General features: G+C 70.0%; 22 protein-coding genes and 2 pseudogenes. 14 read left to right on the forward strand and 10 right to left on the reverse strand.

Annotation, left to right across the window (positions count from 1 at the left end):
* Positions 1 to 128 precede the first annotated feature (128 nt).
* On the forward strand, positions 129 to 2,615 hold the full coding sequence (locus ACZ6O5_RS27675) for a PLL family lectin (protein WP_465980715.1): 2,487 nt from the start codon (positions 129 to 131) through the stop codon (positions 2,613 to 2,615).
* 324 nt (positions 2,616 to 2,939) lie between these two features.
* On the opposite strand, the gene ACZ6O5_RS27680 is transcribed toward ACZ6O5_RS27675, so the two are convergent.
* The 3 genes from ACZ6O5_RS27680 to ACZ6O5_RS27690 all read right to left on the reverse strand — a co-directional run bounded on the left by ACZ6O5_RS27680 (position 2,940) and on the right by ACZ6O5_RS27690 (position 5,475).
* Positions 2,940 to 3,335, reverse strand: a complete 396-nt coding sequence (locus ACZ6O5_RS27680) for an SCP2 sterol-binding domain-containing protein (protein WP_465980717.1) — start codon at positions 3,333 to 3,335, stop codon at positions 2,940 to 2,942.
* Between the two features lie 389 nt (positions 3,336 to 3,724).
* A complete protein-coding gene (locus tag ACZ6O5_RS27685) occupies positions 3,725 to 4,372 on the reverse strand; it encodes a response regulator transcription factor (protein WP_281939971.1) in 648 nt (215 codons plus the stop codon).
* Positions 4,369 to 5,475: a sensor histidine kinase gene (locus ACZ6O5_RS27690; RefSeq protein WP_465980719.1), complete on the reverse strand. Its 1,107-nt coding sequence runs from the start codon at positions 5,473 to 5,475 to the stop codon at positions 4,369 to 4,371. Before ACZ6O5_RS27690 ends, ACZ6O5_RS27685 begins: the two co-directional genes overlap by 4 nt.
* A 139-nt stretch (positions 5,476 to 5,614) precedes the next feature.
* On the opposite strand from ACZ6O5_RS27690, the gene ACZ6O5_RS27695 reads away from it, so the two are divergent.
* Entirely contained in the window at positions 5,615 to 6,208 is a 594-nt protein-coding gene (locus ACZ6O5_RS27695; protein WP_465980721.1) for a CDP-alcohol phosphatidyltransferase family protein, read from the forward strand.
* Positions 6,205 to 6,675 (forward strand): VTT domain-containing protein, encoded by a 471-nt coding sequence (locus ACZ6O5_RS27700; RefSeq protein WP_465980723.1) that lies wholly within the window; start codon positions 6,205 to 6,207, stop codon positions 6,673 to 6,675. The genes ACZ6O5_RS27695 and ACZ6O5_RS27700 overlap by 4 nt, the downstream gene beginning before the upstream one ends.
* Here the strand turns inward: ACZ6O5_RS27700 and ACZ6O5_RS27705 are convergent.
* Positions 6,672 to 8,147, reverse strand: a complete 1,476-nt coding sequence (locus ACZ6O5_RS27705; RefSeq protein ID WP_465980725.1) for an MFS transporter — start codon at positions 8,145 to 8,147, stop codon at positions 6,672 to 6,674. The two genes, ACZ6O5_RS27700 and ACZ6O5_RS27705, sit on opposite strands and share 4 nt — an antisense overlap.
* A gap of 435 nt (positions 8,148 to 8,582) precedes the next feature.
* On the opposite strand from ACZ6O5_RS27705, the gene ACZ6O5_RS27710 reads away from it, so the two are divergent.
* Positions 8,583 to 10,037, forward strand: a complete 1,455-nt coding sequence (locus ACZ6O5_RS27710) for an alpha/beta hydrolase family protein (protein WP_465980727.1) — start codon at positions 8,583 to 8,585, stop codon at positions 10,035 to 10,037.
* Positions 10,038 to 10,194: 157 nt separating this feature from the next.
* Here ACZ6O5_RS27710 and ACZ6O5_RS27715 read toward each other — a convergent pair whose 3' ends face one another.
* Both ACZ6O5_RS27715 and ACZ6O5_RS27720 read right to left on the reverse strand, forming a co-directional pair.
* The gene (locus ACZ6O5_RS27715) at positions 10,195 to 10,536 is read right to left on the reverse strand and encodes a hypothetical protein (RefSeq protein WP_465980729.1); all 342 of its coding nucleotides are present in this window, start codon (positions 10,534 to 10,536) and stop codon (positions 10,195 to 10,197) included.
* Positions 10,537 to 10,761: 225 nt separating this feature from the next.
* Positions 10,762 to 11,088 (reverse strand): rhodanese-like domain-containing protein, encoded by a 327-nt coding sequence (locus tag ACZ6O5_RS27720; RefSeq protein WP_465980731.1) that lies wholly within the window; start codon positions 11,086 to 11,088, stop codon positions 10,762 to 10,764.
* A 38-nt stretch (positions 11,089 to 11,126) separates the two neighbouring features.
* On the opposite strand from ACZ6O5_RS27720, the gene ACZ6O5_RS27725 reads away from it, so the two are divergent.
* Together ACZ6O5_RS27725 and ACZ6O5_RS27730 are read left to right on the forward strand one after the other, a co-directional pair.
* Entirely contained in the window at positions 11,127 to 11,753 is a 627-nt protein-coding gene (locus ACZ6O5_RS27725; RefSeq protein ID WP_465980733.1) for a TetR/AcrR family transcriptional regulator, read from the forward strand.
* A gap of 334 nt (positions 11,754 to 12,087) precedes the next feature.
* Positions 12,088 to 12,204 (forward strand): annotated as a pseudogene (locus tag ACZ6O5_RS27730) (transposase); the annotation flags it as partial.
* A 70-nt stretch (positions 12,205 to 12,274) separates the two neighbouring features.
* On the opposite strand, the gene ACZ6O5_RS27735 reads toward ACZ6O5_RS27730, so the two are convergent.
* A complete protein-coding gene (locus ACZ6O5_RS27735) occupies positions 12,275 to 15,169 on the reverse strand; it encodes an AfsR/SARP family transcriptional regulator (RefSeq protein WP_465980735.1) in 2,895 nt (964 codons plus the stop codon).
* 244 nt (positions 15,170 to 15,413) lie between these two features.
* On the opposite strand from ACZ6O5_RS27735, the gene ACZ6O5_RS27740 reads away from it, so the two are divergent.
* Positions 15,414 to 15,638, forward strand: a complete 225-nt coding sequence (locus tag ACZ6O5_RS27740; RefSeq protein ID WP_465980737.1) for a hypothetical protein — start codon at positions 15,414 to 15,416, stop codon at positions 15,636 to 15,638.
* A gap of 392 nt (positions 15,639 to 16,030) precedes the next feature.
* On the opposite strand, the gene ACZ6O5_RS27745 is transcribed toward ACZ6O5_RS27740, so the two are convergent.
* The gene (locus ACZ6O5_RS27745) at positions 16,031 to 16,849 is read right to left on the reverse strand and encodes a hypothetical protein (protein WP_465980739.1); all 819 of its coding nucleotides are present in this window, start codon (positions 16,847 to 16,849) and stop codon (positions 16,031 to 16,033) included.
* 978 nt (positions 16,850 to 17,827) lie between these two features.
* Between ACZ6O5_RS27745 and ACZ6O5_RS27750 the strand changes: the two genes are divergently transcribed.
* Positions 17,828 to 18,391, forward strand: a complete 564-nt coding sequence (locus tag ACZ6O5_RS27750; protein ID WP_465980741.1) for a hypothetical protein — start codon at positions 17,828 to 17,830, stop codon at positions 18,389 to 18,391.
* Between the two features lie 166 nt (positions 18,392 to 18,557).
* On the opposite strand, the gene ACZ6O5_RS27755 is transcribed toward ACZ6O5_RS27750, so the two are convergent.
* Positions 18,558 to 19,583 (reverse strand): family 43 glycosylhydrolase, encoded by a 1,026-nt coding sequence (locus ACZ6O5_RS27755; RefSeq protein WP_465980743.1) that lies wholly within the window; start codon positions 19,581 to 19,583, stop codon positions 18,558 to 18,560.
* Between the two features lie 210 nt (positions 19,584 to 19,793).
* On the opposite strand from ACZ6O5_RS27755, the gene ACZ6O5_RS27760 reads away from it, so the two are divergent.
* A complete protein-coding gene (locus ACZ6O5_RS27760; protein WP_465980745.1) occupies positions 19,794 to 20,669 on the forward strand; it encodes an endonuclease/exonuclease/phosphatase family protein in 876 nt (291 codons plus the stop codon).
* Here ACZ6O5_RS27760 and ACZ6O5_RS27765 read toward each other — a convergent pair.
* Positions 20,600 to 21,574 carry an MFS transporter gene (locus tag ACZ6O5_RS27765; protein ID WP_465980747.1) on the reverse strand — a complete coding sequence of 325 codons (975 nt, stop codon included), beginning with the start codon at positions 21,572 to 21,574 and terminating at the stop codon, positions 20,600 to 20,602. The genes ACZ6O5_RS27760 and ACZ6O5_RS27765 overlap by 70 nt on opposite strands.
* A gap of 5 nt (positions 21,575 to 21,579) precedes the next feature.
* Between ACZ6O5_RS27765 and ACZ6O5_RS27770 the strand changes: the two are divergent.
* From ACZ6O5_RS27770 to kdpA, 5 genes and pseudogenes are all read left to right on the forward strand, one after another.
* Positions 21,580 to 22,425, forward strand: a pseudogene (locus ACZ6O5_RS27770) (amino acid transporter); the annotation flags it as partial.
* 395 nt (positions 22,426 to 22,820) lie between these two features.
* Positions 22,821 to 23,198, forward strand: a complete 378-nt coding sequence (locus ACZ6O5_RS27775; RefSeq protein ID WP_465980749.1) for a hypothetical protein — start codon at positions 22,821 to 22,823, stop codon at positions 23,196 to 23,198.
* 101 nt (positions 23,199 to 23,299) lie between these two features.
* Positions 23,300 to 23,878, forward strand: coding sequence for a plasmid pRiA4b ORF-3 family protein (locus ACZ6O5_RS27780; RefSeq protein WP_465980751.1), 579 nt, complete (start codon positions 23,300 to 23,302; stop codon positions 23,876 to 23,878).
* Between the two features lie 235 nt (positions 23,879 to 24,113).
* Positions 24,114 to 24,203 carry a K(+)-transporting ATPase subunit F gene (gene kdpF, locus ACZ6O5_RS27785; protein ID WP_074475088.1) on the forward strand — a complete coding sequence of 30 codons (90 nt, stop codon included), beginning with the start codon at positions 24,114 to 24,116 and terminating at the stop codon, positions 24,201 to 24,203.
* Entirely contained in the window at positions 24,203 to 25,858 is a 1,656-nt protein-coding gene (gene kdpA / locus ACZ6O5_RS27790) for a potassium-transporting ATPase subunit KdpA (RefSeq protein WP_465980753.1), read from the forward strand. The genes kdpF and kdpA overlap by 1 nt, the downstream gene beginning before the upstream one ends.
* The last annotated feature ends 10 nt before the right edge of the window (positions 25,859 to 25,868 follow it).

Consider the following 25,868-nt stretch of genomic DNA (forward strand, 5'->3'; position numbering starts at 1 on the left):
CCAGCGGACGGGCCGTCTGCGGCGTCTCACCGGCGGACCGGGCAGTCCCACACCGCGTGGTAGTGGAACGTCACCGGAACCAGGCGGAACGCGAGACCGCATGACAGACCCTGAGAGATTGGGAAAGCATGAAAAGAGGAAACGTCAGCGGGGACCGCTGGCGAATGCCTAAATGGCGCAGCGTCGTCGCCGCCGTCGGCATTCTGGCGGCGGTTCCGGCGCTGTCGCTGCTCCCGCCGTCGCAGGCCGGCGCGGTGAGCGGCGACTTGTCGACCAGTTTCGCGTCGAGGACGCCCGCCCTGGCGACCAACTCCGACAGTCGGATGGAGTTCTTCCTCACCGACGCGTACGACACCGCGCTGAACCGTTGGCAGTCCACCCCGGGCAGCAGCCAGTGGACCGGCTGGAACGCCTTCAACGGGCAGGTGCGGTCCCTGGCCGTGGAAGCTCGGCAGGACAAGGCGCTGGAACTGTTCGGCCTGAACAAGAACGGTGACATCTGGCACCGGTGGCAGCGGGACGGCGGCTGGTCCAACTGGGCCCAGCTGGACGGCAACCTGAACTCGATCGCGGTCGCGCGCGCGGGTAACGGGCTCCTCGAGGTGTTCGGCACCAACGCGTCGGGTGCGGTGTTCCACCGCAGCCAGGAGAGGGCGAACGCCAACGAGTGGGGCCCGTGGCAGGCGTTCGACGGTCAACTCGTCTCGGTCGCCGCCGAGACCAACGCCGACGGGCGCCTCGAGGTGTTCGGCGTCAACAAGCAGGGCATGGTGTACCACCGGTGGAAGCAGACTGACGGCACGTGGTCGGGCTGGGCGTTGTTCGACGGGAACATGAGCTCCGTCGCTGTCGCCCGCAACGGCGCGGGACGGCTGGAGCTGTTCGGCACCTCGGTGCAGGGCGACGTCTTCCATCGCTACCAGGTTGACGGTGGCTGGTCGCGCTGGGTCAACATCAGTCACTCCACCCGATTGCGATCCGTCGCCGCGGACGCCAGCATCGACGGTCGGGTGATGGTCGTCGGCGTGAGCACGAACGGCGACGCGTTCTACCGGGAGCAGCTGACCGGTGGGGGATGGTCGGGGTGGACGCAACTGCCCGCCGGCGTGACCCCGCCGTTCGGTACCGGGGGCAGCGTCCGCACCGTCGACTCGCAGATGGTGTCGAGGGTCGCCAGCACCGTCGGTTTCGATGGCCTGCCACTGACCGCGCAGATAGCCAGCGGCGCCCTCCGTGTCACCCATTGCAACGATGCCGCCTGCGCCACGAGCACCAGCACCATTGTCCAGGGTGTGACCACTCCGCAGCGGGTGGCGGTGAAGACCGGCTGGGACGGACTGCCCGTCATCGCCTTCACGCAGTACATCAGCAGGACGCAGCCGGTGGTGCTCAAGGTCGCCAAGTGCCAGAACGTGGCCTGCACCGCCAGCACGGTCTCGGTGATCGACGACAGCGAACCGTTGGAGGACGAGGTCGCCCTCACGGTCGGCGGCGACGGCCTGCCGGTCGTGGTGTACGCCACCGACCCCAGCAGCGGTAACAAGATCATCAAGGTCGCGCGGTGCAACAACGCCTCCTGCACCGGCGCGACGGTCACCAACACCGGGCTTGCCAGCGGTTACATTCCGTCGCTGAAGGTCGAGAACGGTGTCGACGGGCTCCCGAACTTCTTCTACAAGGGCAAGTTCAACCTCGTACTCGCGCGATGCAAGACTGTCGCGTGCAACACCTTCGAGAACATCCAGGCGGAAGCGGGCCCGACCGGAGGTGTGGACAATGTCGCTATTGCCCGGGACAACGCGAGTGACCTCACCTATGTCGCGTGGACGCAGCGCGACGCCGGTGGCTTGTCGGAACTCGTCATCCGCCGCTGCAACTTCCGATTCTGCGTCAGCGGTGACCGCAAGGTACTCGTGCCCAGCGGCGAGGTCACCGGGGAGATCGGCCTTGCGTTCGGCGACGACCGGACGGTCATCGCCTCGTTCAAGGGCCCCGGGAACGACCTGAAGGTCGTCAAGTGCGCCGACCTGGGTTGCACCTCGACCAACACTTACACGGTGGAGAACGGTGGAGACCAGGGCCGCCTCAACTCGATCCTCATCGGGGCGGACGGACTGCCGGTCATCACCTACCAGGACGGCGACACCGATCGCGTGAAGCTCGCCCACTGCGACAACCTGAGCTGCTCCGGCTTCCCGAGCACCGGTGAGCCGACGCCGACCCCGACCCCGACCCCGATCCCGACGCCGACGCCGACCCCGACGCCGACGCCCGGTGCCGGCTACAAGTCGGCGGTGCTCTACAACTGCACGCCGTCGGAGTGGACCGTCAGCATCTGGACCCGCGACCTCACCACGGGTGGCGCGTGGCAGAGAAAGGCGAGCCTCGACCCGCAGTGGACCTCCGGCGGGACGTGCGGACCCAACGGCTACACGGGCACGCCCTACACGTTCACCATGGAGACCAACCACTACTACGACATCAAGGCGGTGACGATCGAGGCCGCCAGCTGTCCGGACATCCCCGACGGCAACTCCTCGTGCTCGGCACTGGACCTGAGGTACGTGCTCGGCAACACCAGCGGTCCCGTACGCCACCAGATCATCGGAGGCTGAGGCTCACCTCTGCCGGGCGCCGCGGTACCTGACGACGTGTCGGGTGCCGCGGCGCTGTCGCCCGCACTGAGACGACCACGTGTCGCGGGAGGAAGCTTCGCCAACGGCAACGCGGCGCGGACTGCATCACGACCGGACGTCAACTCGGCCCCATCTGCCCGGGACTCCACGGAGTTCCAGGCTGCCGAATCCGGGTGGCAGCACGGGATCAACCGTCAGGACCTCACCATCCGGTTCCATGCCGAGAATCGCGCGGATCAGGAGCAGTGGGGCTCCTGCTGACCATGCCTGGGGGTTTCCGTCGAGGATGCCTGGCCAGTTTCATCACCCACCTCCCAATGACAACCTCGGGTGCATGTACCGAGGATCGCGGGCTTCGGCAGGGCCGGGGAGGAATTTTCTGAAGGTGGCGAGGACTTCCAGGTCGCCGGTCCCGGCGAGTTGGTTGCGTGAGGTGAGAGTGATGAGGTTCGCGCGGCCGGTGACCAGCTCGACGAAGGTCGCCTTGCTCGCCCTGACTATGCAATCCGCCGGCAAGGGCTCGCGTCGGACGTGGACCATCCCTCGGCTGATCCGCAGATGCCAGTTCTCGACCTCGTGATCGACTTCAAGGTCGAACCTGAGTGTCGTTTCGACGGCCGGTGACAGCATCCGCGGCTGCTCGCTCAGCTCCTTGAAGAACTCAGCGACTTTGTTGGATTCCTCATCCTTGCGGGCCATCGTCTTGTCCGCTACTCCTTGATGCCTGCCCGACGGGCTGGTGTCGTCGACCCCGTCAGCGCACGTTCGGGTGTAGGTGACGCCTCCCCGGTCGATGGTCTCCCAACCTCCGATGGTCTGTAGGCCCAAAGCCAAAACTAGCCCTGAACCTGTGTGCGGGAAGGCGGCGGATGAGGCGGGCCAACACCTGTGGGTTCGTCACGCTGGCAGATCACGCCGTCCCAGCCGCGCCCACCTCTGAGTCCTGGGTCTCTGTGACTCGGCTTGAGACTCGTCAGGCCGCGGTGGCCGGATCGGCGGAGTTTGCAGTTGGCCAGTTCGGCGAACCGGCGCTGATTTTGGGTGACATGCGGGTAGGAGCGGAGAGGCGTGACGGCTGCCGGTTCTTGTCAGGGCAAGAGGCCGGCCTGGATGGCCAGGATGGCGGCTCGTACGCGGTCGCGGCTGCCGGTTTTGGCCAGCACGTTGGTGACGTGGGTCTTGACGGTGCTCATGGAAAGGTGGAGGCGTTCGGCGATCTCGGTGTTGTTGAGTCCGGCGCCGATCAGGGCGAGCACGTCGGTCTCCCGGGCGGTCAGGTGGTAGGCCGCCAGTTCCACGCGGGTGGCCGGCCCGGTCGTGCGTACCCGGTCGAGGACCGCGCCGGTGACCTCGGCGGAGAGGATCGCCTCCCCGGCCGCGACGGTGCGCACCGCGGCGATCAGGTCGCGGGCGCTGCCCCGCTTGAGCAGGAATCCGCGCGCGCCGGCGGCGATGGCGTCCAGGACATAGGCGTCGTCGTCGAAGGTGGTGACGACGATCACGGCCGGGGCGTGCGGGATCGTGGCCAGCTCGCGGGTGGCTTGCAGACCGTCGAGCACGGGCATGCGGATGTCGACCAGGGCGACGTCGATGCGGGAGTCGCGGCGTACGGCGTCGAGGAACTGCCGGCCGTCGGCGGCCTCGGCGGCCACCTGGATGTCGGGTTGGGAACGCAGGATCAGGCTGAAGCCGTCCCGGATGAGCTGCTGGTCGTCGGCGATCGCTACCCGGATCACGGTTTCGCCACCGGCAGGGTGACCTCGACGAGGGTGCCGCCGCCCGGTCGTCGGCCCAGCTCCCAGCTCCCACCGCGGGCTCGCACGCGCTCCTCGATGCCGAGCAGGCCCGAGCCGCGGGTGGGCGCAGGGGGCAGACCTATGCCGTCGTCGGTGACCCGCAGACGGGCGCGGTCGCCGATACGGGCCAGCTCGACGCAGGCGGTCGTGGCCTTCGCGTGGCGGACGATATTGGTGAGGGCCTCCTGGGCGATGCGGTAGATGGTCAGCACGCCGAGCTCGTCCAGTCCTGGCTCAGGGTCCAGACGGACCCGCACCGTCACGCCCTGCTGACGCAGCGGCTGCGCGAGCAGCTCGTCGATGTCGGACAGGCGCGGCGGCGCGCTCACCGCGATCGCCGCGTCCGGATCGCGCAGGTGCACGACGAGCGTGTCGAGCTCGCTCAGTGCGGTACGACCGCTGTCCGCGATCGCCCGCAGCGCCGCCCCCGGGTCGGCACCGAACTGGCCCGCCTCGGCCTGCACCACCATCGCGGTGACGTGATGGCCGACCACGTCGTGCAACTCGCGGGCCAGGTTCGTCCGCTGCTCCAGCCAGGCTGCCTGGCCGCGCAGCTCGCCCGCCTCCCGGGTCAGGGCGTAGCCGCGTGACCACGACCGGAACAGAATCGCCAGGAGGTACCCGACCGTCACGAAGCCGACCGGCTGCTCGTACAGCCCACGCTGGTCAAGCAGCGCGACAGCGAGGGCGCCGAAGGCCCCGGCCAGGCCCCCCGCCCACCCCAGCCACGGACGCCGGGCCGGGTCCTCACAGGTCGAGACGAACACGAGGCCAGCGGCCGCGAGGCCCAACTGCACCGACTCCCCGGTGCTCACCACCGCCACGAACGCGGCGCAGACCGCGAACACCAGGGCCCGGTACCGGGGCCGCAGCGCCACGGCCACAAGGCCGATGGGCAGCACCAGCCGCGCCCAACCCGCCGGTACGGCCAGGCCCCCCTCGACGGTGGTGACCACGACGGCGATGATCAAGCCCGCCGCGCCGTACGCGAGCCGGCGTACCCGCCCGGGGTCGCGCAACCCCTCCCGATTCCTGGTCCTCACCTGCATAGTTTCGACGATCCGGCCCGAATCCGACCAGGTACCCCGGTACCAGACCGGCCGGCACCCCGGTGCCGCTCCCGCGACCAGATCGGCACCGCGGCACGTTCCGTCCGGAACGCCACCGTACGACGCTGCGGAGGTGACGCTTGTTGAGCCCCGCACCGCTGTCACCGTCGGCCCGCTCCGTACGGTTCCCAACTACATCACGGCCATCCGCACGGTCATCTCTGTCGCCGTCGGTGTCGCCGCCGTCGTCGCCGGCTCCGCCGTCCTGCTGTCGGTGGCGTACGGCATCTACTGGTTCGGTGACGTGCTCGACGGTTGGGCCGCACGCAGGCTCGGACAGGAGACCCGGGCGGGGGCGGTCCTGGACATTGTGAGCGACCGCGCCTGCACCGCCGTGCTCGGCGCGGGTCTGGTCTCGCTCGTGCCCGACGTCGCGGTCGTGGCCGTGGTGTTTCTGCTCTCCTTCCTGGTGCTGGACACCATGCTGTCGCTGGCGTTCCTGTGCTGGCCCGTGCTCAGCCCCAACTACTTCTACCTGATCGACCGGCGGGTGTGGGCGGTGAACTGGTCACCCCTGGCGAAGGCCGCAAACACCGCCGGGGTCATCGGCGCTGTCGCGTTCGGGCAGTACGGACTCGCGCTGGCTGTCGCCGTCGCCCTCGTCGCGGTCAAACTGTGGTCGGCCGCGGCGATGGTCCGGCTGCTCGACCGGGACGGCCGGTCATGAGCGTCCTCGTCGAGGCGGTGCTGGCGCTCGGGTACGGTCTCGCCTCGGCCCTCGTCCCGGTCGTCAACGCCGAGGCCTACGCCGTCGTCGCCGGACACCGTGGCAGCCACGCCCTGGTCGCCGTCCTCGCCCTGGCGCTCGGGCAGACCGCCGGCAAGCTACTCCTGTTCGACGCCGCGCGTCGCGGAAGCGGGCGGCTCGCCCAGAAACTCGCACATCGGAGCCGGTCAGGTCGCGCGGCGGCCGGGAGCGCCCGTTGGGCCGGGCGGATGCAGCGCTGGCTCTCCCGCCGACGCACCGCCCTACCGACGGTGCTCGCCTCCGCCACGGTCGGGGTCCCACCGCTGGTCGTCGTCAGCCTCGCCGCCGGCACCGCGGGCCTCCGACACCGCGAGTTCGCCGCCGCATGCCTGGCCGGGCGAGTGATCCGGTTCGCACTCCTCGTCCTGCCAGCGGCGTTGACCTAACCTCGGTCGTCGTCGAGCACCGCGACGGCCTGTCGCCGAGGTGTCGGGCCGCGGAGACCTGTCGAGCGTCCGGGAGAGGTGTAGATCGCGACGGCGCAGGCGAGCCCGGCGAGCACGGCTGCCAGTACGAACCCACGGGCGAAGCCCGACATCACCGCATCCTGAACGACTGCCGTAGAGGGAAGGCCCAGGGCTGTGGCATCAGCGACCTGGTCCTCGGTGACCGTGGCCGCCACGGACGCCAGCACCGCGACTCCGACCGTGCCGCCCACTGCCTGGAACGTGCTCAGCAGCCCTGACGCGATGCCCGTCTCGTGTTCGGGCACGTCGGTCATCGCGGCAGCGGCGTTGGCCACGAAGGTCGTGCCCACCCCGGCGCCCAGCCCGACGAGACAGGGCAGCAGCATGGTCACATAGGCGTCGCCCGCATCCAGCTGGGCGAGCCACAGCGCGGCGAGCGTGGCGGCTGCCGTGCCGCCGATCACCATCCGGCGCGCGCCGTAGACCGGCACGAAACGGCGAGTGGCCACGGCGAAGATGAGCACGCCCACCCCAATGGGGAGGAATTGGAGTCCGGTTTCCATGGGCCGTCGCGCGAAGACGTCCTGCAGCGCGCGGGTGAGGAAGAAGAAGGAAGGGTAGAGGCAGGCGAAGAGCAGCATGGCGATCAGGTAGGCGCCGAGGCGTGTGCGGTGTCGTAGCAGGCTCAGCGGGAGCATCGGCTCTGCGACTGCTCGCTCGACCTTCACGAACACGCCGAACAGCAGGACTGACAGCACGAGCGCGGCGTGCGCGGCGCGGTCGTCCCAGCCTTCGCCACCGGCCCGGATCACTCCGTACACCAGCGAGGTCAAGGCGGCGGTGCCCGACAGAGCGCCGAGGAGGTCGAGCCGCCGCCGGCGTCCCACGGTGTCGGGCAGCACCCTCGGTGCGGCGACGGCGAGAAGCAGGCCGATCGGCACGTTGACCAGGAACACCCAACGCCACGACGCCGCCTCCGTGAGGATGCCGCCAAGGACGAGCCCGAGCGTGATGCCGAGTCCCGCCATCGCACCGTACGCGATCATCGCCTTGTTCCGACGCGGCCCGGGCGGATGGAGCGTGGTTATCAACGACAGCGTCGTCGGCGTCGCGAGGGCGGCGCCGAGGCCCTGGACCGCGCGCGCCGCCAGCAGCACCGACTCGTCCTGCGCCAGGCCGCCGAGCAGGGACGACGCAGTGAACAGCAGCACCCCGACGACCAGAGTCCGCCGGTGCCCGAAGAGGTCACCGGCGCGGCCACCGAGCAGCAGCAGCCCGCCGTAGGTGAGCGTGTAGGCGTCGATGACCCAGGCGAGCGACGCGTTGGACAAGGTGAATTCGGTCTGCACGGCCGGCAGGGCCAGGTTGACGATCGTGACGTCCAGCGTCGCCATGAGCTGCGCCACGCAGATCAACGGCAGCGCGAGGGCGCTCAAACGCGAGGTCGTCACTGGAGGTTGGGTGGACACGGTCACTCCCGAGTCTGATATGAGGCGGCTGAACTGCCGGTATGGCGTTCCGTGATGTTCCGGTCGACCGGGCCGCACGTCCGTCACGCCGCGCCGGGCCCCGCATCCTCCTCACGATCCTGTTGGCACCCGTCGGTCATCGGCCCGAGGTTGACCACCAGTAACCGCCGGCAGCGGATACGGCGACCGTGCCGCCCACTCGACGTCAGACAACTCGTAGCGACGGCCGACGCGCCACATGCCGCTACCAAGATCCCTTGAACACATGTCCAGTGAGACAGCCCTCGGGGCCCAGCCGAGCCGGGCTCAGGTGCGACCTCTGAACTACGGTCCCCGGTCGGGTGCGACCTGAGTCGTACGCGGACCGGTGACCTGAGACGGATGTGGCCGCTGGGCCGTTGGGCCGAAGGTTGCGGGGTGACCGAATCGATCCAGGGCCTCGGAATGTCGCTGCCAGAAATCATCGCGGTGCTCGGTGCTGTCGGGCTGGTGCTTGCCCGTTGGCTGCCGCCCGCTGGCCGCCGCCCGACCACGATCGGTGCTGGGGCGGTGGTGGCGGCGTCCACCGTGGTGCTCGTCGTCGTCGGGGTGCGGTGGCAACTGGTGCCGGTTCTTGTGTGTGCGGCCGTGATGCTGTCGCTCGCCGTGCCCGCGCTGGTGCGAGGGCGCGACGGGCGGCCGGCGTGGCGGGCTCGCTCGTGGCTGGCGCTACCGGGGACGGTGGTGTGTCTGGGGCTCATCGCCACCGGGCCAGCTGCGGCGTGGGCGCTGCCCGTGCCGGTTTTCCCGCGACCGTCGGGGCAGCTCGCGGTCGGCACCACGGTGCTGCAGTGGACCGACCCGGACCGCCCGGAGAGCGCCACACCCGCGCCAGACGACCGCCGCACCGTCGTGGTGCAGCTATGGTATCCGGCGCGCCCGAGCGCCGTGGGCGCTGAGCGGGCCCGGTACGGCGGTCGCACCGCGCACGAGGCGCACGTCGTGTTCGGTGCCCTGGCGGATTATCTCGGCGCACCCGGCTTCCTGCTCGACGGTGCCGCGGAGGGCCGGACCTGGTCGGTGCCCGAAGCGGCCGTGGCCGACACCGGCGGGCGGTTCCCCATCGTGCTGTTCTCGCCAGGGCTCGGCGGTGTGCGCACCCAGAACACCGCGTGGGCCGAGGAACTGGCCAGCCGGGGCTATGTCGTCGTGGGCGTCGACCATCCGTTCGACTCCGCCGCTGTCGTCCTCGCCGACGGCACGACCGTCCGTACCCGGGCCGGTGCCACCGGCGACGACGCCGTGGACCGACGGAACGTGGACGATTGGACGGCAATCCGCGCCGCCGACCTGCGCTTCGTGCTGACCCAACTGGGCCGCCTCAACCGCGGCGAGATCAGGGGGCCGTTCACCGACCGCCTCGACACCGACCGGGCCGCGGTGACCGGCCACTCCGCCGGCGGAGCCGCCGCCCTGCTGGCCGCCCGGCACGATGCCCGGTTCGCAGCCGTCATCGACATCGACGGCGCCCCCCACGATCCTCACCCGCAGCCGTTCCACCAGCCCGTACTGGCGCTCGCCCACCCGGTCGACCCGGCGGTGAACCCCACCTACCTTCCCCAATTGACACACGTGCTGAACCTCGGCACCTCGACTGGCTACCTGCTCGTCGTTCCTGGATCGGCGCACTTGACGTTCACCGACGCGCCACTCTTCCTACCGCCGGTCCCCTCGCTCGTGGGCACCCAGAGTCGCACCGGCGCGCTGCGCATGACCATCGCCACCACGGCCGCCTTCCTGGACGCCACGCTGCGCAACGCGCCGGGCGACCTCGCCGCGCGACTCAAGGCGTACGGCGAGCTCACCGTGCACCGACCCGACGGCCGACGATGAGCCCTGCCCAGCCGATCTGGTCCATCCGTAGTTTCCAGACCAGGAGCAATACCAGGGAGTTGATCTAGGACCGTACCTGGGCGGCTGCCTCACGGGAGCGGGTTGCAGGGGGCGCTACTTCGTCGTTTCTCGTGGTCCCGGTAGGTGGGAGGCGAGGTCAGCGGCGGTGCCGCCGGTGGTGCTCGTCGTTCTCGGCGGTGATGCGGGCGGAGGTTTCCTCGCCGAGCCGGATGTGGCTGCCGAGGGTGGCGAGGTGCCGGTGGCGGGATTTGGCTTGTAGTTCGGCGGCGCTGCGGCCTCTGGTCGCGAGGCAGGTCAGCCTGGAGTGGCGCAGCTGGTGGAGGGTGTACCCGACGCCGTGCGGGTCGTGGAGCTTGGATGCCTGCTTGAACAGGTACTCGGCGCGCGGATAGGAAAGCCGGCCCCGCCGGTGTCCGGGCAGATGTCTCCCAGTGCCGGTGTGGGCCCGGCGGCGGGTGCGCCTGTCGGCGAGCAACACCCCCGGCCAGCGGCCGGGCGGTCGGGGTCTCCCAGTGGACGTAGGGCGAGGTCGCCACCTTTCTCGATGACGAGGGCGCGGCGGAACCGCGGCGGGGCGGGCTCGCCATCCGTGCTGTTCGTGCCCCCTGAATGCCTGACGGGCTTCGTGCGCCCGACGGATGCGCGTGTGCGTGACTGCCGAGGGAGAGCATGCGCTCGACGTTTGCTCCTCCCTCGGCAGAGCTCAGGCGGACTCCGTGGGGAGCCCGGCCTCCACCCAATCCTGGATGCCCTCGCGGTACTTCCGCACGTTTGTGTAACCGAGAGCGGTGAGGCGGTCGGCCACCTGTCCGCTATTGGGGCAGGCCGGGTTGGAGCAGTAGGTGACGACTGCGGCGCTGCGGTCGGGAAGCAGGGTGGACGCCTCGGCTTCCACGTCGGCCAGGACCAGTTCGATGGCGCCGGGCAGATGCTGCTTGGCGTAGTACTCGCCGCCCAGCGTGTCCAGCACAGTCACAGAGCCGGCCTCGATCGCTGTCTTCAGCTCGTCGCGGGTGATGAGTGCGGTCATGTCGCTACCTTCCGAGAGATATGGACTATAGTCCGGTTGTGCCTCACCACGATAGCGGACCGCAGTCCGTTTCTGCAACACCCCTGGAACTCCTGCGCACCCCGCCAGCCAAGGAGCGCGCGGACGCGGCACGCAACCGCGCCGCCGTGCTGGAGGCCGCGGGCAGGTTGTTCGCCCAACACGGCGTCGAAGCGGTATCCATGGACCAGGTGGCGGCAGCCGCCGGTGTCGGCAAGGGCACCTTGTTCCGCCGCTTCGGCGACAAGTCCGGGCTGGCCGCGGCGCTGCTGGACTCCCGGGAGTCCGTGCTGCAGGAGACGATCCTGCACGGGCCGCCACCCCTCGGCCCCGGCGCACCGGCCGAGGAACGCCTGACCGCATTCATCGAGGCCTACCTCGATTACCTGCTGGAACACCTGGCCCTGATCCGAATGTCAGAGACCTCGACACCCGGTGCCCGGTACCGGATCGGCGCCTACCGGTTCTGGCACCGCCACATGTCAATCTTGCTCGGCCCCACACCCGACCCCGAACACACCGCCCACGCGCTGCTCGCCGCCCTGGCCGCCGAACACGTAGCCGCACTCCTGCCGGAACTCGGCGAACAACGGATACGAGCTGGCCTCACCCGCCTCGCCCACGCGGCGATGCGATCCAGCCCGTGAGAATCCGGCCGTGCCCCTGGGCGCCCGATTCGTCGTACGCGTCAGCGTGCAGGATCACCCGCGCAGGTCAAAGGCCATTTCTCGGAGACGGGAGGTAGCCTTTCTGCTTCCCGCACACCAGGCCTGGCTCCTTGGCGTCCCCGATACGGGAGGTGCACACGCCGACGTGGCGCTCGTCGCCGGGCCGCTGGTCGACCCGGCCTCCGCAACCCGGGCCCAGGCCGTACTCCCGCAACCGGTCCAGTGCCGCGTGGCCCTCTGGAGCCAGCCGGTAGACCGTGCTAGCGGGGAATTTGCCGACCTGCTCGGTGCGAACCGGTTCGATGAGCCCCTCGGTATGCACACGGTCGGGGTGCAGCGGCAGTACACCGGCACGGCCGGCCGGGTCGAGAACAGCCAGGTCGGGGTGTTCTTGGGCTACGCCGGCGTCGATGGGTTCTTCTTGGTCGACGAACTCGCTACCGAAACCTCGCTCTCTATCGACCACCGACACGCCACGCCCCGGGCGCTGCCGTGCCCGATCAACATCGTCTGCGCTGCGGGCCCGCAGCTGTTGGGCGTCCGTGATGCGAGATGTGGGCACGGACCTCGGCGGTACGGGGATCCTCCAGCTTGTCGAGCACGGAGAGCGCGTCCTGCCAGCACTCGTCCGCCTCGGCGTACTGGCCGGCATCGGCCAGGGACTTGCCAAGCAAGAACAGCGTGTCGCCCACGCCCTGTCGATCGCCCAGGTGCCGTCGTAGCCGGAGGGCCTCGCGGCAGGCCCGGACGCTGTCGTCGAGGCGGCCGAGGCCCTGCGCGGCGGCAGCCAGATTGTGCAGGGCGGCGGCCTTACCGAACGGCCGATCAACCTCGTCGAAGATCGTTACCGCCTCCTCGCAGCAGCGGACGGCGTCGCGGAACCGGCCCAGTTCAATGTCGAAATGGCCGAGATTGGACAGGGTTTGCGCGATACCATGTCGATCGCCGAGGGCCCGTCGTACGGCCAGCGCCTGCTGGAACGTGTCGCCGGCCTCGCCGAAGCACCGCAGCCCGGCTTGGGCAGCGCCGAGGTTGTTCAGCGTCGTGGCCTCGCCCCAGCGATTGCCGATCGCCCGCCAGTGCCTGAGTGCCTCGCGGTGGAAATCAACTGCCTCGGCAAAGCGGTGCAGATCCCAGTGGGCCACCCCGAGGCCATTGAGCAGCCAGGCCTGACCGTACCCGTCGGCGGACCGCCGAGCCGAACCGAGCGCCACTCGATAGGTGGTGATCCAGTCTGTCCACGGCTTACGAAGGTAGAAGTAGCCCCACAACGATGCGGCCAGTCGCCAGGCGATGTCGTCCTCGCCGAGATCATGGGCTTGGTGCACGGCCGCGACGAGGTTCGCGTGCTCGGTCTCACACCAGTGCATCGCCCGGTCCTGGTCCGCCCCGTCCAGGATGGACCACTGCGGGCCGTCACCCGGGTCTTCCCGGCCGTCCGCCGGGTTCGCTGGCGGGTGCAGCTTGCGGGGTAGCAGGACGCGGTCGGCGGCCGCGGTCGTGTGGCAGTACCAGCGCAGGACCCGGCGAACTGCGGCAGCCCGGTACTCGGCGGGCTCGCCGATCCGGGCGAGGTCGGCGGCGTAGCAGCGCAGCAGGTCATGCAGCCGGTACCGCTCGCCGGAAGTCTCCTGGACGACGAGGTGCGCGGCGGCCAGCAACTCCAGTTGCCGGCGGGTCTCGGACACAGACCTGCCGACCAACTCCGCAGCCGCGGGAAGCCCGAAGTCGGGCCCCGCGTGCAGGCCGAGCGTCCGGTACGTGATCGCCGCGTCGGCAGGCAGAGACCGGTACGACCACGAGAAGGCGGTCCGCACCGCCGTGGTCGGATCCCCGTCGACCGTGGCCAGTGCGTCCAACCGGCGGTGCGGGTCGGCCAGTGAGTCAACGAGGTCGGCCAGGCCTGCCCCGGGCAGGGCGGCCACCTTCTCCGCCACGATCCGCAGCGCCAGCGGTAGACCGGCGGTCAGCTCGACGAGCTTGGCCGCGGCCTGGGGCTCGGCCAGTGTCCGGTGATCGCCGCCGATGTGGCGCAGCAGTGACAGTGCCTCGCCAGCGGCGAGCGGTCCGACCTCGACTCTCCGTGCCCCATCGCGGGCGACGAGCGAGGACAGACGGTGGCGACTGGTCACCACCGCGAGGCAGGTGGCGGTACAGGGCAGCAGGGGGCGGACCTGGTCGGCGTCGACCGCATTGTCCAGGACCACGAGCACGCGGCGACCGGCGATCAAGGACCGGTACGTCGCGGCTGCCTCGTCCGGATCGGCCGGGATCGCCGCCGGTTGCACCCCGAGCGCGCGCAGGCAGCGGGCCAGTGCCTCGGCCACGGGCATAGCGGTACCCGGATCGTGGCCCCGCAGGTCCAGGAAGAGCTGTCCGTCCGGGAAGCGGTCGGCGACCCGCTGGCCGAACCGGACCGCCAGCGCCGTCTTGCCGACACCCGCCATGCCGACGATGGCCACGACGGCGGCCGGGGCGACGTCGTCGACGCGCTCGTCGAGCGCGAACCTCTCGAGCAGTTCGAGCTCGACGGAACGTCCGGTGAACGCCGAAGCGCCGGCCGGTAGTTGCCGGGGCACCGTGATGGCTGGCGTCGACGCCGGCCCGGCGGGCGGGACGGTGATCCTGACGAGGCCAGCGACGACCTGCGTGACCGGGACACCGGCCAGGATCTCCGCGTGGGTACGGTCGAGCGATTCGCCGGGATCCACGCCGTGCTCGTCGGCGAGTAGCCGTAACCCGGCGCGGTATGCCGCCAGTGCCTCGGCTGCACGACCGGCGCCGTAGAGCGCGGTCATGAGCCGGCACCGCAGCCCTTCGTGCGGCGGGTGGGCCTGCACCAGCGCGGTCACTTCCGCGACCAGATCCGCGTACCGACCGAGTCGCAGTTCGAGGTCCAGCCGGCGCAGCAGGACAGCCAGTCGGCTCTCCTCCAGCACTGCGGCCTGCTCGGCGGCGAACCGTCCCCGCAGGCCGTCGAGCGCGGGCCCCCGCCAGCACTCCAACGCGCGCCGATAGGCCGCGGCGGCCTCGGTCAGGCGGCCCGCGGCGGCCGTCCGGTCGGCCGCTTCGACCTGTCGCCGCCAGGACACGAGGTCGACCACCACCGGTGGGGTGCATAGCCGGTATCCGAGGTTGGCGCGCGTCTCCAGCGCATCACCGGCCGCCCCGTCGAGGGCCAGTCTCCGCAGCGTGCGGATGTGCACCTGGATCTGGTTCTCGAAGGTGACCGGCGGTTCCCCCTCCCAGAGCACCTCAGTGATCCGACCGACCGACACCACCTCGTTGGCATGGGTGGCCAGCAGGGCCACGAGCAACCGTGCCTGCCGTCGTGGCACCGACACGAGTGACCCGGCCACGCGTACCTCGAACGGACCCAGGATTCTGATCTCCAAGACTCCCTCTCCGCGTCCGTTCGACACTGGTCACTCGATCACTGTGGGCGACGCCTTCATCACAATAGTCATGCACCGATGTTCAGTCAGATGTTCAGGTGAGCGTTCAGGCGTTGCTGGAACGCTGATCAGCGGAAACGCAATCAATCAGCCACCTGGAGGCAATGTGAGTCATCTACGAGCGAAACTGTTGCGTCGCGGGGGCGTCGCGGCCGCGTCTCTGGCCGCCACACTGGTGACGGTCATGGTCGCCGATGTACAACCCGCCTCGGCTGCCTGGGCGAACCTCACCGGCGTCCACACGGTGTGCGCCAACAGCCTGACCCTGCACACGTCCGGCGGCGACTACTCGATGGGCCGCGGCACGCACCTGAACATCGACCACTTCGCGGACAGCGGCAACCACGCGTGGGGGGTCTTCATGGAGCGCGGCCTCTACGGGTGGACGTACAACGGCTGGTTCTGCTGATGCGCAACGACCGGTGCCGGCTGACGGCCGGCACCGGTCGCCCGCGCGGGCTCAGAATCGGCGCGGGTAGCGGTCAGGATCCTCTCCGACGTCGATGAGCCTGACGGTCATGCCGCCGACGTCGCGATTCGGTGACGTCAGGCCCGACACCGACGAGAGGTCCACCCCGAAGTCCGGGAACGAGCCTTGTGGTCGTTGTGACCGCCGTGGGGATGTCCGCACGTCTCTATTCCTGAGACTCCACTGAGCCGCGTCGGCTATTCACGGCCGGCAGGTCACCGCGACGGTCACGACGGTCGGCACGGCATCCGCCTTCCGATCCGCCGCCTCGCCATCCATCTGCCGACGAGGGGCTGGATCCGCGGACCGGGCCGCTGCCGGGCACGTGGACGTCAGCTCAGGCAGCCACGCGGGAAGAACCCCCAGGCGATGCCGCCGGCGAGACGTTGACCGTGCCACTTGGCCATGACGTATGCGCGGCTCTTGGTCACGTAACGGACGTCGATCTGCTGGCCGGCCGGCACCGTACCCACGTAGTGCGTGGGGGCCGCTGCGCCGGACCCGTACGCGGCTGCCGCGCCGATGTTGCCGTACACGGTGCAAGCGGTCGTGCTGACGGTAACCTTCAGCCCGCCACCCTTGTTCTCGCTCCACACCCCGTAGGGGCTGCACAGCGGATCGGTGCTGGAGGCGGTGCAGAACACCTGCTCGGAGTGCCACCAGCGCAGCGAGTCCGGCGAGCCGTCGGCGTTGCTGGAACCCACGACCGTCGGGCCGCCCGCGCAGGAGGTGCTCATGAAGCCGGTGCGCTCGATCGCGAACTTGCTGGTGCCGTAGGCGTAGGCGCATCCACCGAAGCTGCCCGAGGCGTAGCCCCACGGCCACCGCGTGATGCCCTCGGTGTTGCCCGCGGCGCTGTCCCCGGTGTCTCGGATGTCCATGTGGTCGAAACTCGTCTTGACGGTGCCGTCGGCGAAGACGAAGTCCTGGGCGAAGAGATAACCGACCATCGGCCCGTTGGCCTTGTAGGTCAACATCACCCAGCCCGGACCCATCCCGGTCTGGGCGTGGCTGTCCTCCGCGGCGGTCTGGACCCGGTTGACTCCGTAGCTCCAGGCGCCGGCGCTCGGCGGTGCGGCCAGCGCGGCGGTGAGCGCCATCAGCGCCGCACCTGCCGCGGTGAGCAACGCGCGCCACGGTCGAAAGGTCATCCGGGTTCCTCCTCGATGATCGGCCATCTCGTCCGATTAAAACCATCGATGTGTCTGACTGCAAACAGGGCGGTGAGCATGCCATCTGCCTGCAGCGCAGCGAGAAGTTCGGCAGGAAGCGGAGATCGCGACCAACCCGCGAGGGGGTTCGCCAGCCCAATGAAGAAGAGGCCGACGATCTAGAAGAGGGATCGTCTGATCGCGCGGCGTGGCTTCGTCGCCGGCCAGTTTGCGGCGGTGTCGGTGGCGCCCTTCGGGGGCTCGGGTTCTGCTCGCGGTTACTCACGGTCAAGGGGTCGTCGGTTCGAATCCGGCCGTCCCGACAGCGAGAGGGTTTCCACAGGTCAGCGACCTGCGGAAGCCCTCTTTTTGTTGCTCGGCATGAAGGCCTGGTCTAGCACGCCACTGTTGGACTCCTTGAATCGGGCAGGTTGTCATGCCACTACTGGATCTTCAGAAGCTCGCCTCGGGACCGTCCCGGGACCTGGGCCGGGTTCCTCCGCGAGGGGTATGGTTCGGACCCAAGACCGCCCGGGCACTCAGCCGCTACCTGCGGGCCCGGGGTAAGCACAGGGGCGCCTGTCTGCCGAACCTGTGGCTGGCGGAACGAGGCAGCGCGGCCTTGACCCCGAACGGCATCAAGATCCTCCTCAAACGGCTGGGCAATGCAGCTGGGGTGCCGGATGTGGACGCGCATCGGTGGCGGCACAGCTTCGCCCACAATGGCGGGTGCTGCTCGATCCCCGCCTCGGCAAGACCGGTTCTCCCCGGTTTCTCGGTGCTCTCCGCTTCTCCGACCGGCGCAGCGCTTCCGCAGTCAGCGCCTATCGGCGCCCTGGTCCTGGCGGAGGCGGACGCCGACAGCGCGGATGATGGCGATTCGCCCCCAGACGACTAAGCGACGCGGGCCGCGGTCCTCTACGAGCGGCCCGTCGCAGAGCCGACCACGCCCCACCTGCCGACGTCACGGTCTCCTGGGTGGCTGTCGCCACCGGCCCGACATCATTCGCAGCGCTCGGCGACGACCACCACGTCAGCGGCATGACCATCAACGGCCTCGCCGCCGAGGATCTGCTGAGGCAACTGTCCACGCCTGTAGGCGCCGACGTCGACATCGCGACCGTCTCGACCGGGATCGACCTGAAGCGGCCGACGGCCTACCTCACCGACGCCACCCACCAGCTGGCACAGGCCCCCGGCCTGGTGTCCGGCCATGGCCCGCAACCCACGGTGAAGCTGGCACCGCGCTCGCTGGCCTGCTGGTCAGCACGCATCGCGGTCATTCGTAGCGGGGTTCCGGCGCTGGGCGGGTGCTGCCATAATCGGCAGTGGCGCTGGTGGATGCCACCGGCCCGGGGGGACGCCTCCGCACCATGCGGACGGCGCGGACCGACCCCGGAGGCCAGTATGGACGCCGTCCCCCTCACCCACCTGGTCGACCTGCTCAGCGGCCTGCTGCAACTGGGTACTGCCGCGCTCAGCCTCGCCGCGATCGTGGTTGCCCGTCCGGGCCGCCGGTCGGGCCGGCCGGGCGACGAGTGACACCGGTCGGGTCGCCGGCGGCCGTCAAGGGGGCGGCCCCGGCGGCCCGATCAGCGCGAGGTGCCGACGTGCGGCGTCGGGCCGGGCCGTCAGCGGAACGCGCCGACGCGCGGTGTCGCGTCGTCCGCGCACCGGAAGGTGCCCCGCGTGGTGTCGAGCCGGGCTGTCACAGGAACGCGCCGACGCGCGGCGTCACGCCGTCCCAGCGGAAAATCGCGGCGTACAGCGCGCGGCGGGCGGTGCTGGGCAGCGAGCCGTCGGCCTGCTGTCGGCACGGCGCGGTGCCGGCGCAGATCCAGCCGTGCAGGAAGATCCGCTGCTCGTCGTCGACCAACGCGGGGACGAGGTCGGCGCCGCCCGGGCCGCAGATCCCGGTGCCGCCGGTGGTGAGCAGCGGGCGCTCCGTCCTGCCGTGGAAGTCCCACCGGTCGGTGGAGGTGAGATAGACGGTGGCGTAGCTGCAGTTCTGGTAGCCGTACCGGGAGGCGAACAGCACGAATGTGGAGCCGCGTTGGCGCAGCACCGGGTTCTCGATGATCCCGTCGCTGCGGACCAGTTCGCGGCTGTCGGTGCCGACCCCGCGGGTGCCGGTGTCGTCGACCCGCAGCATCCGGATCGACGAGGGTGTCTGCTGCGTCTTGTAGAGCACGAACCGGTGGCCGTCGGCGTCCTCGAAGGGCGACGGGTCGATCACGCCGGCGGCGGCGACCGGCCGTCCGGGCACCGCGTCGTCGGCGTCGTGCGCGCCACCCGGGCAGATCAGGGGCGCGGCGCCGACCGGGGTGTACGACCCGGTGGCGGTGTCGGCGGTGGCGGCGCCGATGCACCGCTGCCCGTCCTTGCCCTTGGCCGGCGCCGAGTAGTAGAGCACCCACCCGGTGGCGGTATGGACCGCGTCCGGTGCCCACACCGCGCCGCTCTCGGCCCAGTCGGGCACCGAACCGAGCACCGCGCCCAGGTCGGTCCACGGCCCCGACGCGGTGTCAGCCCGGTACGCCGGGGCCCGGCCGCCGGTGGCGAACACGACGAAGGCGTCGCCCTGTCTGACCACTCCGGGATCGGCGATCCCGCCGGCCGGCGCGTACACCGGTTGCGGGGTGGCGGCCGCAGCGGGCGCGGCGGCGACGCCTACCGCGACCACCGCCGCCAAGACGGCGGCCAGGAACGGGCGTCGGGTCCCTCGTGGACGCATGGGTCTCCTCGGCGCGACAGCGGTGCGGCGGGTGGCGTCGGTGGCACGGCCGAGCGTGCCGTTAGCACCGCCCGGCTGTCAACAATCGCCATTCAGTTTGGTCAATGTGGTGCTAATGTGCAGCTGCGGTAGCCGAGCTGCCCGGCCGGCGGCGATCCCCCATCCGAGCCGCGACGGGCCGGTCCGCACCCCTCGGGAAGGGATTGCCCCATGCAACACAGAAGACGGTGGTCGGCACGCAGCGCGGGCGCCCTCGTCGGCACGGCAGTGCTGCTGGTGAGCCTGGTGCCGGCGGCTCCCGCCGCCGCCGCGAACGCCACCTTCAGGGCGGCGACGCTGAACATCCTCTACGAGCTCAACCAGGCCCAGTTCACCCAGGACCTGCAACTGATCACGTCCCGGGCGGACCTGGTCGGCCTCAACGAGGTGGGCAACCGCCGGGCGTTCCTGCAGGACTGGGCCGCCGCGAACGGCTGGTGGCTGTACGCGCCCGAGCCGACCCAGGCGGCCAACGAGGCGCTGCTGGCCCGCAAGAGCATGTTCGACGTGCTCGACAAGGGGTCGAACTTCGTGTGCGACACCAACGGACCGGGCGAGGTGCCACCGGCCCGGTACAACAACTGGGTCCGCTACCGGCACAAGCCGACCGGGCGCAGCGTCTTCCACCTCAACGCGCACGCCAACGCCAGCATCGAGAGCGGCGGGCGGCCCGAGGACCTGCCGCGTACCCGCTGCGCCGAGCAGCAGTTCCAGGCCCTCAAGGACCTGGCGGCCAGCAAGAAGGACGCCGGCCAGGTCATCGTCAGCGGTGACCTCAACGTCGACTTCAGCGCCGACCGCGCCTACGGGTACGCGAAGTTCCCGTGGCAGGTCTTCGAGGTCAACGAACTGCCCAACCTGCGGTCCTGCTACAACCTCTACGGCGAGAAGGGGACCGGGACGCACGGCGACCGGCACATCGACTACATCTACTTCTGGAAGCGTGTCGAGGAATACCGCGAGATGTGGATGACCGACTATGCCATCGTGGGCGGCACCAATTCCGACCACAACGGGGTGGTCGCCACCTTCAGCATCGCGCCGTGATCCCCGGGGGCGGTGTCCCGACGAGCCCGCGGTCGTGACCGGGACCGGCGTCGTGGTCGCCGGCCCGGCTCACGGCCGGGCGGGTCAGCCCAGCGCGAGCGGCAGTCGTCCGGCCAGCCGGCCGAGTGCGGCGTGCTCCGCGTCGGTCGACGGTGGACACGGGCCGGGCCGGCTTGCGGTCGGCGAGGAACACCGGTCCGCGAGCGCGGCCGGCGAGTAGCCGGGGCGGTGTGGGTGGTGATGAGGGATAGGGCGGCGGCTATGACGCATAACACCGCTCCTGCCCACCAAGCGTAGGTGTACGTGCCGAAGAAGTCTCGGATGACGCCGGCGCCGAGGGCCGCAGCGGCGGCACCCAGCTGGTGGGAGGCGAACACCCAGCCGAAGACGATGGTGCCGTCCCGCTCGCCGAAGATCTTCTGGCACAGGGCTGCGGTAGGAGGCACGGTGGCCACCCAGTCGAGACCGTAGACCACGATGAAGAGAATCATGCTCGGGTGGACGCTTTCGGTCAGCAGCCAAGGCAGCATCAGCAGGCCTGCGCCTCGGAACGCGTAGTAGGCGACCAGCAGCTTGCGGGGATCGAAGTGGTCGCTAAGCCACCCGGAGACCACAGTCCCGACGATGTCGAATACGCCGACGACGGCCAGTAGGCCTGCGGCGGTGGTGGTGGCCATTCCGTGGTCATGGGCGGACGGGATGAAGTGGATGCCGATCAGACCGTTGGTGGTCGCCCCGCAGATCGCGAATGCTACGGCCAGCGCCCAGAATGACCGGTGACGCGCGGCGACCATCAAGCCGTCGATCGTGCGCCTGGTGGCACCGCCGGCCGTCGGTGCCGGCGGGGTGTAGCCGGAATCCGCCCCCGTACGGGAGCACCCCCGCTCGTGGGGGTGGTCCCGCATGACCAGCGCCGGAGTGGGGTCGGGCGGTCCGGCCGGTGGTGATCGTCTACACGCTGATCAGCGTCGCGATCACGGTGGCGTTCCGCGCCGACGTCAACGCCCAGGCCGGCGCGTACGCCACCGGGATCCTGGCGATGATGGTGTCCGGCGCGGTCGCGGTGACCATCTCCGCGCTGCGCGGCCGGCAGCGCCGCGCCACCGCCGGGTTCGCGGCGCTGACGCTGGTGCTGGTGTACGCGCTGGTCGCCAACGTGATCGAGAAGCCGGAGGGGATCGCCATCTCCGGCCTGTTCATCGCCGGGATCATCACCGTGTCCCTGGTCTCGCGGGTGTCGCGTACCACGGAGCTGCGGGCGGAGCGGATCGAGTTCGACGAGCCGGCCCGCCGGTTCGTCACCGACTCGATCGAGTTCGACGGCCGGTTGGACATCGTCGCGCACCGCCCGGACGCCGGGACCGGTGCCGAGTACGGGGCGAAGGAACGCGCGCAGCGGGGCATGAATCCGGTGCCGGGCGCCGCGGACGTGGTGTTCCTGGAGATCGAGGTCATCGACCCGTCGGAGTTCAGTGACGTGCTGCGTGTGCGTGGCGTCGAGGTCGACGGCTACCGGGTGTTGCGGGCGCAGAGTCCGGCCGCCCCGAACGCCGTCGCGGCGATCCTGTTGGCCCTGCGCGACGCCACCGGCCTGCGCCCGCACGCGTACTTCGAGTGGTCCGAGGGCAACCCGATCGCGCATCTGCTGCGGTATCTCCTGCTGGGCCGGGGTGACACACCGCCGGTGGTGCGGGAGATCATCCGCAAGGTCGAACCGGACCCCGCCCGTCGTCCCGGCATCCATGTGGGCGGTTGACTCGCGTCCCTCCGCGCCGACGGGGCATCTCAGGACACTCCAACCGCCGGGCCGGGTCCACCTCCGGGATGATCACGAAGACGTGTCGTCCGGCGTGGTGCTGACCAATTTCTACGCCGTCTTCACACCGCAGCCGGATCAGCCGAAATCGGACCGGCCCCTGCGGCGGAGCGTTCGCCGTCACGGCCGTGTCAAAAATCGGGTCGTGGCCGTAGCGGGTGCGTGAAAACTGTCGACGGTGGCCGGCCGCCGGGGGTGACATGGCGTCGAGGGATCGAGATGCGATCCCTCACCCTCGCAGGAGGCGCGTGGTGACTGTCGATCCGGATCCGTCGGCCCCGGCCGGCCGCCAACCGACACCGACTGGTATCAGTGTCGCGGCAGGATGGGCGGCGATGATCGCCGCGGCCCTGCTGTCGGCGGCGGTGTGCCCGCCGACCGAGGCGCCAGGGCGGATGCTCGTCATGGCCGTCGCGGCCGGGGTCTTCGCGTCGGTGGTGGCGGACCTGCGCGCGGTGGCCGTCGTCACCGCGCTCGGGATGGCCACGTACGTCGGATTCCTGGCCAACCAGTTCGGCGACCTGACCGCCACCGCCGACGCCTGGTCGTACGCCGTGGTGATCGGCTTCGCCGGCGCTCTCGGCAGCGGCTACCGATTCATGCGCTCCATACCGGGGTCGACCGAAAATGAGCCTCGCCGGAGGGGTGGGGCCGCGACCGTTCACCTGCGGACCCGACGCGGTGGGCTCACCGCCAGACACCCCGTTCGGTAACTCTCGCGGGGCGTGACCTCGCGGGCGCCCGCCTGGGCACGATGGATTGCGGTGGCCCGGCCAGCCCCGAGTCGACGTGCGCCGCCACCTCGGACGGTTCCTTGTCCATCTGCGTGGAGCTGGTCACCGGGCGTGGCCGGGACTGGTGGCCGCGGCCCGGCCGCGTCTTCACCGCCCACCGCCGGCACACCTTCGCCCAACTGGCCGAGGCGATCGACGTCGCCTTCGGCCGGTGGGATCTGGCGCACCTGCGCATGTTCGTCCTGCCCGACAGCGTCGATGTGAGCTGGTCGCCCTGGCGCGACGGGCCGGCGTTCCCCGGCACCCGCGACGGCCGCTCCAGTCGCCTGGAGACGCTCACCGCAGAGACGGCCTGCGCTTACGTGTTCGACCTGGGCGAGGACTGGGCGCACCTGTGCACCGTCCGCCCGACCGCCGAATCGCGGTGCCGCAGCCGCCCCCGACCCGACCGCGGCTGGGGCGATCTCCCCGACCAGTACGGACGTCACCGGGCCGACGACAGGATCTGCGCCGCTGCGCCGCGCGGATCGTCGACGCTGCTGTCGGACCTGCCGCCGATCCTGCCCTCCTGGGACTCCCAGGTCGGTTGGTTCGCGGCCCCGCGCCGCCGGTATCGCAGGCGGTGCCGCCGCGCGCCGCTGGTGACCCGTTTCACCTGATCAGCGTGTGGGCGTTAAAAGGGCGTCAAGAATCGCCCGGGCGGCGTCATGGTTGCGTTAACGACCCTGTTCGCCGCACGTCCGAGGCGCTTTGATTGCCCGGCGCGACCGGATGGCGGTCGTGACGATTCCATTGCCGGTTAGAGGAGTCAGCGGTGTCTGACGTGCTGTTCGTGGTGTTGACGGTGGGGCTGTTCGCAGCGCTCGCCCTCGTGGTGAGGGGTGTGGAGAAGCTGTGAGTGCCGTCAACGCCGTCGGCTTGGTGCTGGCGATCGGGCTGGCCGTGTTCCTGGTGGTCGCCCTGCTGTTCCCGGAGCGGTTCTGATGACCATGACAACAGCGGGCGTCGTCTTCGCCCTGTCCCTGGTCGCGGCCCTCGTCGCGGTCTACAAGCCGTTCGGCGACTACATGTTCCGGGTGGTGTCGGGCACCAAGCAGTCCCGCGTCGAGCGGGGCATGTACCGCCTGGTCGGGGTCAACCCGGCCGCCGAGCAGTCGTGGGGCGTGTACGCGCGCAGCGTGCTGGCGTTCTCCGCGATCTCGATCCTGTTCCTCTACCTGTTGCAGCGGGTGCAGGACAAGCTGTGGCTGTCGCTGGGCTTGGATCCGGTGGTGCCGCACGGCGCCTGGAACACGGCCGTGTCGTTCGTGACGAACACGAACTGGCAGTGGTACTCGGGTGAGTCGACCATGGGCCACCTGGTGCAGATGGCCGGCCTGGCGGTGCAGAACTTCGTCTCCGCCGCGGTCGGCATCGCCGTCGCGGTGGCGCTGGTCCGGGGCTTCGCCCGCAGTCGTACCGGCGAGCTGGGCAACTTCTGGATCGACCTGATCCGGATCGTCCTGCGGATCCTGCTGCCGATCGCGGTGCTGGGCGCCCTCGTCCTGATGATCGGCGGCGCGGTGCAGAACCTCTCCGGCGGCACCGACGTCACCACCCTGACCGGGGGAACCCAGACGATCACCGGTGGGCCGGTGGCCAGCCAGGAGGTGATCAAGGAGCTGGGCACCAACGGCGGCGGCTTCTACAACGTCAACAGCGCCCACCCGTTCGAGAACCCCACCTCGTGGACCAACTGGGTCGAGATCTTCCTGATCCTGCTGATCCCGTTCAGCCTGCCCCGGGTCTTCGGCCGGATGGTCGGCCAGAACCGGCAGGGTTACGCGATCGCCGCCGTGATGGGCATCCTGGCTGTCGCCAGCGTCGCCCTGACCAACGTGTTCGAACTCGCCGGGCATGGCACCGTGCCGCAGGCGGTCGGCGCGGCCCTCGAAGGCAAGGAGGTCCGGTTCGACGTCTCGAACTCCGCGACGTTCGCCGCGGCGACGACGCTGACCTCGACCGGGGCGGTCAACTCGTTCCACGACTCGTACACCGCGCTGGGCGGCGGCATGCTGCTCGGCAACATGATGCTCGGCGAGGTCGCCCCCGGCGGCGTCGGCGCCGGCCTGTACGGGTTGCTGATCCTCGCGGTGATCACGGTGTTCGTCGCCGGCCTGATGGTCGGTCGCACGCCGGAGTACCTGGGCAAGAAGATCGGTTCGAGGGAGATCAAGTTCGCCTCGATGTACTTCCTGGTCACCCCCGCGCTGGTGCTGGCCGGGACAGCGGCGGCCTTCGCGACCGGTAACAACTCCACCGCGCTCAACGTCGGCCCGCACGGGCTGTCCGAGGTGCTCTACGCGTTCACCTCGGCGAGCAACAACAACGGCTCGGCGTTCGCCGGCATCACCGTGAGCACGCCCTGGTGGAACACCGCGCTGGGCCTGTGCATGCTGCTCGGCCGGTTCCTGCCGATCATCTTCGTGCTCGCGCTGGCCGGCTCGCTGGCCCGCCAGAATCCCACCCCCGCGTCCGAGGGCACCCTGCCGACCCACAAGCCGCTGTTCGTCGGCATGGTCGTCGGCGTCACGGTGGTCCTCGTCGCGCTCACCTTCCTGCCCGCGCTCGCGCTCGGCCCGCTGGCCGAAGGGCTGTGACCACCATGAG

It is taken from the genome of Micromonospora sp. NPDC049201, from assembly GCF_055586805.1.

Bases quoted from the DNA above. Each gene is read 5' to 3' on its own strand.
- ACZ6O5_RS27720 (WP_465980731.1), bottom strand. From the start codon at position 11,088: ATGACCGCACTCATCACCCGCGACGAGCTGAAGACAGCGATCGAGGCC.
- ACZ6O5_RS27700 (WP_465980723.1), top strand. From the start codon at position 6,205: ATGAGCGTCCTCGTCGAGGCGGTGCTGGCGCTCGGGTACGGTCTCGCC.
- kdpA (WP_465980753.1), top strand. From the start codon at position 24,203: ATGACCATGACAACAGCGGGCGTCGTCTTCGCCCTGTCCCTGGTCGCG.
- ACZ6O5_RS27745 (WP_465980739.1), bottom strand. From the start codon at position 16,849: ATGACCTTTCGACCGTGGCGCGCGTTGCTCACCGCGGCAGGTGCGGCG.
- ACZ6O5_RS27755 (WP_465980743.1), bottom strand. From the start codon at position 19,583: ATGCGTCCACGAGGGACCCGACGCCCGTTCCTGGCCGCCGTCTTGGCG.
- ACZ6O5_RS27740 (WP_465980737.1), top strand. From the start codon at position 15,414: ATGGTCGCCGATGTACAACCCGCCTCGGCTGCCTGGGCGAACCTCACC.
- ACZ6O5_RS27680 (WP_465980717.1), bottom strand. From the start codon at position 3,335: ATGGCCCGCAAGGATGAGGAATCCAACAAAGTCGCTGAGTTCTTCAAG.
- ACZ6O5_RS27675 (WP_465980715.1), top strand. From the start codon at position 129: ATGAAAAGAGGAAACGTCAGCGGGGACCGCTGGCGAATGCCTAAATGG.
- ACZ6O5_RS27760 (WP_465980745.1), top strand. From the start codon at position 19,794: ATGCAACACAGAAGACGGTGGTCGGCACGCAGCGCGGGCGCCCTCGTC.
- ACZ6O5_RS27775 (WP_465980749.1), top strand. From the start codon at position 22,821: ATGATCGCCGCGGCCCTGCTGTCGGCGGCGGTGTGCCCGCCGACCGAG.
- ACZ6O5_RS27765 (WP_465980747.1), bottom strand. From the start codon at position 21,574: ATGCGGGACCACCCCCACGAGCGGGGGTGCTCCCGTACGGGGGCGGAT.